We start from the raw sequence: 8046 nt of genomic DNA on the forward strand, positions 1-8046 counted from the left end.
GGTGCTGGACGAGACCCCGGGCGTGCGCGGGCGGCTGGTCCGGGTGGTGCCGGGCGAGGACGGCACCCAGGGCGTGCTGTGGGTGTCCGACGCCGAGGGCGAGGACGCCCTGGAGTTCGCCCCCGACCTGCACGGCGCCGAGCGCCGCCGGCTGGCCGCCGGGCAGCTCGGCCGGGTCAACTCGCTGGTGGTCTCGCCGGACGGCAAGCAGGCCGCGCTCGGCGTGCACGACGGCCGGGTGCTGCTGGTCTCGCTGGCCGACGGCGCCGTGCACGAGCTGGACCGCAGCGCCGACGGAGAGGCCGGCGGGCCGGCCTTCAGCCCGGATTCGGCCTGGCTGGCCTGGTCGCGCCCGGTGCGCGGGATGGGCCCCCACTCGCTGCGCCAGATCGTGCTGGCCAACCTGGCCACCCGGACGGTCGGCGAGGTCACCCAGCCGCGCTTCGTGGACACCTCGCCCTCCTTCACCGCGGACGGGCGCTACCTGGCCTTCCTGTCGGTGCGCAACTTCGACCCGGTCTACGACGCGCACGTCTTCGACCTGTCCTTCCCGAACGGCTGCCGCCCCTACCTGGTCACGCTGGCCGCCGACACGCCCTCCCCGTTCGGGCCGCAGCGGGCCGGGCGCCCGCTCGGTGGGGAGGAGGACGAGCCGAAGGCCCGGAAGGCGGACGGCGAGGAGGCGGCGGCCGACGCCGCGCCGGTGACCAGGGTGGACCTGGACGGCATCGCCGACCGGATCGTCCCCTTCCCGGTCGAGGGCGGCCGCTTCGAGGACCTGGCCGCCGCCAAGGACGGCGTGCTCTGGACCAGGGCCCCGCTGATGGGCGAACTCGGCGACGAGGCCGCCTCGTTGGACGACGACCGGCCCCGCCCGGTGCTGGAGCGCTTCGACCTGAGGAAGCGCCGGGTCGAGCAGCTGGTGCACGGCCTGGACGACTTCTCGGTCAGCGCGGACGGCACCCGGGCGGCCGTGCTGGACGAGGGCGAGCTGCGGGTCGTCCCGGCCGACCACAAGGGCGGCGACGACGAGGAGACCACCGTCGACCTCGCCCGGCTGCGGGTGACCGTCGACCCGGCCGCCGAGTGGCGGCAGATGTACGCCGAGAACGGCCGGCTGATGCGGGACAACTTCTGGCGCCCCGACCTCTCCGGCGTCGACTGGGACGGGGTGCTGGAGCGCTACCGGCCGCTGGTCGAGCGGGTCGGCTCGCACGACGAACTGGTCGACCTGCTCTGGGAGGTGCACGGCGAACTGGGCACCTCGCACGCCTACGTGATGCCCTACGGCCGGTACACCGAGCCCGCCCGGCGCCAGGGCCTGCTCGGCGCCGACCTGGTCCGGGACGGCGAGCAGTGGCGGATCGCCCGGATCCTGCCCGGGGAGTCCTCCGACCCCAGGGCCCGCTCGCCGCTGGCCGCGCCCGGCGCGGCGGTCCGCCCGGGCGACGCGGTGCTGGCCGTCAACGGCCGCCCGGTGGACCCGGTCACCGGCCCGGCCCCGCTGCTGGCCGGCACGGCGGGCCAGCCGGTCGAGCTGACCGTGGCCGGGAAGGACGGCACCGACCGGCGCCACCCGGTGGTCGTCCCGCTCGCCGACGAGGAGGCGCTGCGCTACCACGACTGGGTGGCCGGGCGGCGGGCCGCGGTGCGCGAGCTGTCCGGCGGGCGGCTGGGCTACCTGCACCTGCCCGACATGCAGACGGCCGGCTGGGCCCAGCTGCACCGCGACCTGAGCAGCGAGATGGCCAGGGAGGGCCTGGTCGTCGACGTCCGGGGGAACCGGGGCGGCCACACCTCGCAGCTGGTGATCGAGAAGCTGGCCCGCCGGATCATCGGCTGGGACGTCATCCGGGACACCGACCACCCGGTGCCCTACCCGGCGGACGCCCCGCGCGGTCCGGTGGTCGCGCTCGCCGACGAGTTCACCGGCTCGGACGGCGACGTGGTCAACGCCGCCGTCCAGGCGCTCGGCATCGGCCCGGTGGTCGGCACCCGCACCTGGGGCGGGGTGATCGGCATCGACAGCCGCTACCGGCTGGTCGACGGCACCCTGGTCACCCAGCCCAAGTACGCGCTCTGGCTGGAGAACTACGGCTGGGGTCTGGAGAACCACGGCGTCGACCCGGACGTCGAGGTGCCGTTCGCCCCGCACCACTGGGCGGCCGGCGAGGACCCCCAGCTGGCCGAGGGCGTCCGGCTCGCCCTGGAGCGGCTCGCCGAGACCCCGGCCCGTACGGCGCCGCCGCTGCCCTGGCGGTAGCGGGGCTCCGCCCCCGGAGCGGGAGGCCGTACCGGCCGGCTTCCCGCTCCGGGGTGCGGGGGCGTGGGTAGGATGCGGGGCTGTTTCTTGATCCACAGCTCACGGGGGAACCACATGGCGCAGGGCTACCCGCCGCCGCAGTACGGCCAGAATCCTTACGCACAGCAGCCGCAGCCCCATCCGTCGGCGCAGCCGTACCAGCAGCCGCCGGCACAGCCGTACCCGCCGCAGCCGTACCCGCCGCAGGGGTACGCCGCGCCGCAGCCGTACCCGCCGGCACAGCCGTACCAGCAGCCGCCGGCGCAGCCGTACCCGCCGCAGGGACACGCCCCGCAGGCGTACCCGCAGCCGTACCCGGACCCCTACCCGCGGAGCGAGCAGCCGCGGCGGGCGCTGCCGCCCTGCCCCAAGGAGGCGGGCGGCGGCCGGCGGTTCCTGGCGATCGTGCTGGACTGGCTGTTCGCGATCGGCCTCGGCTTCGTCGCCGCCAACGCCGCGAGCCGCCCGAGGGCCGGGCACGCGGCCGGCCACGCCGTGCAGAGCGGACCGGTGGTGCCCTACTTCGTGGCGCTGCTGGTCGTCGGCCTGGCCGCGTCCTTCCTCAACCAGGTGGTGCTCGCCCGGCTGACCGGCTTCAGCGTCGGCAAGGGGATCATGGCGATGCGGGTGGTGCGCCGCAAGGGCGTGATGCGGCCCAACACCTGGCGGCTCACCAGGCGCTGGCTGATCGGTTTCGTCATCCTCGCGGTCTCCTTCCTCACCGAGGACTTCGACACGGACGAGGGCGACATCGTCGGCATGCGCTCGGTGCGCCGGAAGCACCTCCAGGAGTACCAGCAGGCCGTCGCCCCGCTCGGCTAGGCTGCGCCCGTACGGCCCCACCACCCGACGTACCGATCCCGAGGAGGGAACCATGGCCGGCGAGCCGCAGCCCGACTGCCTGTTCTGCAAGATCGTGGCGGGCGAGATCCCGGCGACCGTGGTGCGCAAGACCGAGCGCACCCTCGCCTTCCGCGACATCGCCCCCAAGGCGCCCGTGCACGTGCTGGTGGTCCCGCACGCGCACTACCCGAACGCGGCCGCGCTGGCCGCCGCCGAGCCGGAGATCGCCGGCGAACTGCTCGCCGAGGCGGGCGCGGTGGCCAGGGACGAGGGCATCGAGGACTACCGGCTGATCTTCAACACCGGTGCGGGCGCCGGACAGACCGTCTTCCACGCGCACGTCCACGTGCTCGGCGGGGCGAAGATGACCGAGAGCATGGTCTGACCGCAGGTGTCCCAGCGCGAACTCGTCGTCCTCGGCACCGCCAGCCAGGTGCCCACCCGGCACCGCAACCACAACGGCTACCTGCTGCGCTGGGACGGCGAGGGCCTGCTGTTCGACCCCGGCGAGGGCACCCAGCGCCAGATGCTGCACGCCGGGGTCACGGCCACCCAGATCACCCGGATCGCCGTCACCCACTTCCACGGGGACCACTGCCTGGGCCTCGCCGGGGTGATCCAGCGGATCAACCTCGACCGGGTCCCGCACCCCGTCGACGTCTACTTCCCGGCCTCCGGCGAGGTCTACTTCGAGCGGCTGCGGCACTCCACCGCCTACCACGAGACGGCCGTGCTGCGGCCCCGCCCGATCGACGAGCCCGGTCCGCTGCCCGCGCCCGGCGCCCGCTTCGCGCTGGACGCCGTCCGGCTGGACCACCCGGTGGAGTCCTTCGGCTACCGGCTGTCCGAGCCGGACGGCCGCCGCCTGGTGCCGCAGCGGCTCGCCGAGCTCGGCGTGCGCGGCCCGGCGGTCGGCCGGCTCCAGCACGAGGGCGCGATCGAGGTGGACGGCCGCACCGTCACGCTGGGCGAGGTCAGCGAGCCGCGGCCGGGCCAGAAGTTCGCCTTCGTGATGGACACCCGCCTGTGCGAGGGCGTGCACACCCTCGCCGAGGGCGCCGACCTGCTGGTCGTCGAGGCGACGTTCACCGACGCCGACGTCCGCCTCGCGGAGGAGCACGGCCACCTCACCGCCGGGCAGGCCGCCAAGGTCGCCGCCGAGGCCGGGGTGCGCACCCTGGTGCTGACCCACTTCTCGCAGCGCTACCCGGACCTCGGCCAGCACCTGGCCGACGCCCGCAAGCACTTCGACGGGGAACTGGTGCTGGCCGCCGACCTCGACCGGGTGCCCGTCCCGGCCCGCCGCCCGTCGTGACCGGCCCGGGAACCACCGAGCCGCGGCCGGCGGGAAAAATACGCTCGCATCGGCCTCCGATCTGCCGCAGCATCGTCGGGTGCGGCCCCGCCGCCCGCCACGGCGATCACGCTCGCGGCGTACCCTGGTGCCCCGGAGACACCGAGCGGCACCCGAGACCACGGATGGGATGAGGCAGGCCCCAGCGCCGACCTATGAGTGACACATCGCAGACCCGTACCAACGGACAGTCGCGCCCCGAACCGGCCGACGACGTCCGCGTCAGCGCCCGGATCGTCATCCCCGAGAAGCACCCGATGGTCACCCTGCTCGGCACCGCGGACTCGCTGCTGCGCGTGATCGAGCAGGGCTTCCCCGCCGCCGACATCCACGTCCGCGGCAACGAGGTGACCGCCACCGGAGCCCGGGCCGAGGTCGCCCTCGTGCAGCGGCTCTTCAACGAGATGATGCTGGTGCTGCGCACCGGCCAGCCCCTGACGGAGGACTCCGTGGAGCGCTCCATCGCCATGCTCCGCAGCCAGGACCGGGACCCGGACAGCCCGGCGCCCTCCCAGGTGTTCACCGCGAACATCCTGTCCAACCGGGGCCGCACGATCCGCCCGAAGACCCTCAACCAGCAGCGCTACGTCGACGCGATCGACAAGCACACGATCGTCTTCGGCCTCGGACCGGCCGGCACCGGCAAGACCTACCTGGCGATGGCCAAGGCCGTCCAGGCCCTCCAGGCCAAGGAGGTCAACCGGATCATCCTGACCCGCCCGGCGGTCGAGGCGGGGGAGCGGCTGGGCTTCCTGCCCGGCACCCTCTACGAGAAGATCGACCCGTACCTGCGCCCGCTGTACGACGCGCTGCACGACATGATGGACCCGGACTCCATCCCGCGCCTGATGGCGGCCGGCACCATCGAGGTCGCCCCGCTCGCGTACATGCGCGGCCGCACCCTCAACGACGCCTTCATCATCCTCGACGAGGCCCAGAACACCTCGCCCGAGCAGATGAAGATGTTCCTCACCCGCCTCGGGTTCAACTCCCGGGTGGTGGTCACCGGCGACACCAGCCAGGTCGACCTCCCGGGCGGCACCCGCAGCGGACTCAAGGTCGTCCAGGAGATCCTGGCCGACGTGCCCGACATCCACTTCTCCGTCCTCACCAGCACCGACGTGGTCCGCCACAAGCTGGTCGGCCGGATCGTGGACGCCTACGAGCGCTGGGACGCCCGGCAGGAGGCCGAGGACGGCTCCCCGGCTCCCCGCAAGCCCGCCCAGCGGCGCCCCGGCAAGGCCACCGCGCCCCGCGCTCCCCGACAGTCCCATCGCACCGAAAGCTGAGCACACAGCCCGTCATGTCGATCGACATCGCCAACGAGTCCGGTTGGGAAGCCGACGAGGAGTCCATCCTCGACGTCGCCCGCTTCGCCCTGGACAAGATGCGGATCCACCCGCAGTCAGAACTGTCCGTGATCCTGGTGGACGGTGCGGCGATGGAGGAGCTGCACATCCAGTGGATGGACCTGCCCGGGCCCACCGACGTGATGTCCTTCCCGATGGACGAGCTGCGTCCCGGCAAGGAGGGCGAGGAGCTGCCGCAGGGCCTGCTCGGCGACATCGTGCTCTGCCCCGAGGTCGCCGAGCAGCAGGGCCAGGCCGCCCCCTCCAAGCACTCGATGGACGAGGAGCTGCAACTGCTCACCGTGCACGGGGTGCTGCACGTCCTCGGCTACGACCACGAGGAGCCGGAGGAAGAGGAGGAGATGTTCGCCCTCCAGAAGCGCATCCTGGACGACTGGCGGGCGGGCCGCGGCCTCGGCGGCATCTCCCCGGCCCCCACCACCCACTGAGCGCGGAGCCCGAACCCCTGTGAGTGGTGAGAGTACGAGCTTCATCCTCGGTGCCGTGCTGCTCGTCGTGCTCGGCTGGCTGGCCGCGTGCGCCGAGGCGGGCATCTCCCGGGTCTCCCGGTTCCGGGCGGAGGAGGCGGTGCGCAGCGGCCGGCGCGGCTCCGCGCGGCTGCTGACCGTCGCCTCCGACCCGATCCGCTACCTCAACCTGGCCACCCTGATCCGGGTGGCCAGCGAGATGGCGGCGGCCGTCCTGGTCACCGTGGTGTGCGTGCGCAACGTCAGCCCGACCTGGCAGGCCGTGCTGCTGGCGTTCGGCGTGATGGTGCTGGTGTCCTTCGTCGCGGTGGGGGTCTCGCCGCGCACGATCGGGCGCCAGCACCCGATCACCACCGCGACCGCGGCCTCCTTCGTCCTGCTGCCGCTGGCCGCGGTGCTGGGCCCGATCCCGCGGCTGCTGATCCTGCTCGGCAACGCGCTGACCCCGGGCAAGGGCTACCGGGAGGGTCCGTTCGCCTCGGAGGCGGAGCTGCGGGCCCTGGTGGACCTCGCCGGGAAGGACGACCTGATCGAGGACGAGGAGCGCCGGATGGTGCACTCGGTCTTCGAGCTGGGCGACACCATCGTGCGCGAGGTGATGGTGCCGCGCACCGACCTGGTGATGATCGAGCGGCACAAGACCGTCCGGCAGGCGCTCACCCTGGCGCTGCGCTCCGGCTTCTCGCGCATCCCGGTGGTCGGCGACAACGAGGACGACGTGGTCGGCATCGTCTACCTCAAGGACCTGGTGCGGCGTACCCACATCAACCGGAACGCGGAGTCCGAGGAGGTCGGCGCGGTGATGCGCCCGGCCGTCTTCGTCCCCGACTCCAAGCCGGCCGGCGACCTGCTGCGCGAGATGCAGCAGCGCCGCTCGCACGTGGCGATCGTGATCGACGAGTACGGCGGCACGGCCGGGCTGGTCACCATCGAGGACATCCTGGAGGAGATCGTCGGCGAGATCACCGACGAGTACGACCGGGAGATCGCCCCGGTGGAGGACCTCGGCGACGGCTCGTACCGGATCACCGCCCGGCTGCCGGTGGAGGACCTGGGCGAGCTGTTCGGCTTCGAGCTGGAGGACGAGGACGTCGAGACCGTCGGCGGCCTGCTGGCCAAGCACCTGGGCCGGGTGCCGATCCCCGGCTCGTCCTGCGAGATCCCGCTGCCCGAGCCGGTGGGGGGCGGCCTGACCGGCATCCTGCTGACCGCCGAGTCCTCGGCCGGCCGCCGCAACCGGATCGGCTCCATGGTCGCCGCCCCCGTCCGCCGCACCGAGGGCGCCGGGGCCCCGGCGGGCGAGTAGCGGGCGGGCGGTCGCCGAGCGACCATGGAGGGCATGACGCACAAACTTCGCGCGGAGTACGGCCCGCAGGGGGCGGCCGGCGGAGTCAAGTCCTGGCACGTGGTGCGGGACGAGGACCTGTCGGTGGCGCTCTGCGGCCGGGACATGCCCGACGACGCCGAGACGCGGCCCGAGGAGGAGTGGGGCACCGGGTTGCGCTGCTGCCAGCAGTGCGGCTCGCTCTACATGCACGAGACCCCGCACATGGAGAAGCTCCATCCCTACAGCTAGACCATGGCCGAGCTCTGGAGGTCGCCATGAAGCTGCAAGACACGCTGAAGCCCGTCGACCGCCGTCTCGCCATGGTGTGGCGGATCGGGGCGGGGGCCGGGGGGGTTTTCCTGATCGTGTTCGGGTGCCTGGGG

General features: G+C 73.3%; 8 protein-coding genes. All 8 read left to right on the forward strand.

Features of this window, described 5'->3' with window-relative positions; translation table 11 throughout:
• Positions 1–2263 (forward strand): PDZ domain-containing protein (locus tag ACIQOV_RS16755; protein WP_401049196.1); only part of this gene is annotated, 2263 nt, incomplete at its 5' end.
• A gap of 114 nt (positions 2264–2377) precedes the next feature.
• Positions 2378–3124, forward strand: coding sequence for an RDD family protein (locus tag ACIQOV_RS16760; protein ID WP_401049198.1), 747 nt, complete (start codon positions 2378–2380; stop codon positions 3122–3124).
• Between the two features lie 52 nt (positions 3125–3176).
• Positions 3177–3530, forward strand: coding sequence for a histidine triad nucleotide-binding protein (locus ACIQOV_RS16765; RefSeq protein WP_359903038.1), 354 nt, complete (start codon positions 3177–3179; stop codon positions 3528–3530).
• A gap of 6 nt (positions 3531–3536) precedes the next feature.
• The gene (locus ACIQOV_RS16770) at positions 3537–4460 is read left to right on the forward strand and encodes a ribonuclease Z (RefSeq protein ID WP_401049201.1); all 924 of its coding nucleotides are present in this window, start codon (positions 3537–3539) and stop codon (positions 4458–4460) included.
• A 194-nt stretch (positions 4461–4654) separates the two neighbouring features.
• Positions 4655–5788 (forward strand): PhoH family protein, encoded by a 1134-nt coding sequence (locus ACIQOV_RS16775; protein WP_401049203.1) that lies wholly within the window; start codon positions 4655–4657, stop codon positions 5786–5788.
• 14 nt (positions 5789–5802) lie between these two features.
• The gene (ybeY, locus tag ACIQOV_RS16780; RefSeq protein ID WP_401049205.1) at positions 5803–6297 is read left to right on the forward strand and encodes an rRNA maturation RNase YbeY; all 495 of its coding nucleotides are present in this window, start codon (positions 5803–5805) and stop codon (positions 6295–6297) included.
• Positions 6298–6316: 19 nt separating this feature from the next.
• A complete protein-coding gene (locus ACIQOV_RS16785) occupies positions 6317–7642 on the forward strand; it encodes a hemolysin family protein (RefSeq protein ID WP_401049207.1) in 1326 nt (441 codons plus the stop codon).
• 33 nt (positions 7643–7675) lie between these two features.
• A complete protein-coding gene (locus ACIQOV_RS16790; protein WP_359903026.1) occupies positions 7676–7912 on the forward strand; it encodes a hypothetical protein in 237 nt (78 codons plus the stop codon).
• The last annotated feature ends 134 nt before the right edge of the window (positions 7913–8046 follow it).

This window comes from Kitasatospora sp. NPDC091257 (assembly GCF_044757675.1).
Classification (GTDB): Bacteria; Actinomycetota; Actinomycetes; order Streptomycetales; family Streptomycetaceae; genus Kitasatospora; species Kitasatospora lactacystinica.

What these genes read in the sequence shown, in the direction of transcription:
- ACIQOV_RS16760 (WP_401049198.1), top strand. Translation starts at nt 2,378, where the DNA reads ATGGCGCAGGGCTACCCGCCGCCGCAGTACGGCCAGAATCCTTACGCA.
- ACIQOV_RS16765 (WP_359903038.1), top strand. Translation starts at nt 3,177, where the DNA reads ATGGCCGGCGAGCCGCAGCCCGACTGCCTGTTCTGCAAGATCGTGGCG.
- ACIQOV_RS16775 (WP_401049203.1), top strand. Translation starts at nt 4,655, where the DNA reads ATGAGTGACACATCGCAGACCCGTACCAACGGACAGTCGCGCCCCGAA.
- ybeY (WP_401049205.1), top strand. Translation starts at nt 5,803, where the DNA reads ATGTCGATCGACATCGCCAACGAGTCCGGTTGGGAAGCCGACGAGGAG.
- ACIQOV_RS16790 (WP_359903026.1), top strand. Translation starts at nt 7,676, where the DNA reads ATGACGCACAAACTTCGCGCGGAGTACGGCCCGCAGGGGGCGGCCGGC.